At 44.8% G+C, this 1,101-nt stretch carries 2 protein-coding genes, 1 tRNA gene and 1 pseudogene; 3 read left to right on the top strand and 1 reads right to left on the bottom strand.

The window, feature by feature from the left end; translation table 11 throughout:
• Positions 1-2: 2 nt before the first annotated feature.
• From L5470_RS13360 to L5470_RS13350, 3 genes and pseudogenes are all read left to right on the top strand, one after another.
• On the top strand, positions 3-98 hold the full coding sequence (locus tag L5470_RS13360) for a zinc ribbon domain-containing protein (RefSeq protein WP_499500259.1): 96 nt from the start codon (positions 3-5) through the stop codon (positions 96-98).
• Positions 91-462, top strand: a pseudogene (locus L5470_RS13355) (zinc ribbon domain-containing protein); the annotation flags it as partial. The gene L5470_RS13360 and the pseudogene L5470_RS13355, both read left to right, overlap by 8 nt.
• A 71-nt stretch (positions 463-533) precedes the next feature.
• A tRNA-Val gene (locus tag L5470_RS13350) sits at positions 534-605 on the top strand.
• Between the two features lie 76 nt (positions 606-681).
• On the opposite strand, the gene L5470_RS13345 is transcribed toward L5470_RS13350, so the two are convergent.
• On the bottom strand, positions 682-1,101 hold a 420-nt coding region (locus L5470_RS13345), incomplete at its 5' end, for an ISL3 family transposase (protein ID WP_499500258.1).

Raw genomic sequence — 1,101 nt, 5'->3', positions numbered from 1 at the left:
AGTTGCGACAATTCTTGGAATACAAGGGTATCAAGGAAGGAGTTGAGGTGGTTGCTGTACCCCCTGCCTATACCAGTCAAACCTGCCATTGTTGCTAGCGAGGATTTGASAKSYATTCGAGATAGAATCAACCAGCAACCGAGAAACACGACCGAGCGGAGACGGTCTAACAGTTGGGCGTTCTATCAGTTGCGACAATTCTTGGAATACAAGGGTATCAAGGAAGGAGTTGAGGTGGTTGCTGTACCMCCTGCCTATACCAGTCAAACCTGCCATTGTTGCTTGCATATTGGGTTGAGAACTGAAAAAAAGTTCAAGTGTGGGCATTGCGGATGGATTGGTGATGCAGACCTAAATGGAGCAATTAATATTGCGCTTTTGGGGCAGTCCGTAACGCTGCCTGGAGGCTCTTGGCTAGCTTGCGAGATAGCCGGAGGGCTACAGAAAGCCTCGCCCTTCTAGGGCGGGGAAGTTTACGCTTGCAAATCTTGCCATATTGACCTAAAATAGTATTCTTGGTTAAGAAAATCAATGGGCGATTAGCACAGTGGTAGCGCACTTCCTTCACACGGAAGGGGTCACTGGTTCGAGTCCAGTATCGCCCATAGGCTAGGAGCCAACTACATCAAGGCTTTTAGGGTTTGTAATTTATTTGAAGTGGCTCTATCGTCCGAGTTATGCTTAATCAATAGCTAAATGCCAGCAAATTAAGCAACGTAACTGAAAATTGTCAAAGTTCCTGAACCCATAACCTGACCACTTGATCAGCTTCAATTTATTGTTAATACCTTCGACAACACCACTATTTGTGTGATTATCAAAATAGGCGGTGACTTCACCAAACCATCGACAAATTGTTCTTACGCTCTCTTGAAAAGAATCCTGAGCTTGAGCTAACCAATCGAGCAATTGAAAGGTTCCATCTTTCCAATCTTTTGCTTGCTCAAAGATGGCTCTAAACGATTCCTTCTCCTGATGCATTCGAGCCAGACTTGGCACTACTTCTCGAATTTCTTCCAGTTTTGCTTTTTGCTTCTGAGTTAGATTTTCCTCCGGCTTCAGTAACGTATATTTACTTTGTTTGAGCGCGGCTGCAATCTG

Source organism: Synechococcus sp. PCC 6717 (assembly GCF_022698185.1).
GTDB classification, from domain to species: Bacteria; Cyanobacteriota; Cyanobacteriia; order Thermosynechococcales; family Thermosynechococcaceae; genus Thermosynechococcus; species Thermosynechococcus lividus.
This window is presented reverse-complemented; position numbering and strand designations above follow the sequence as displayed.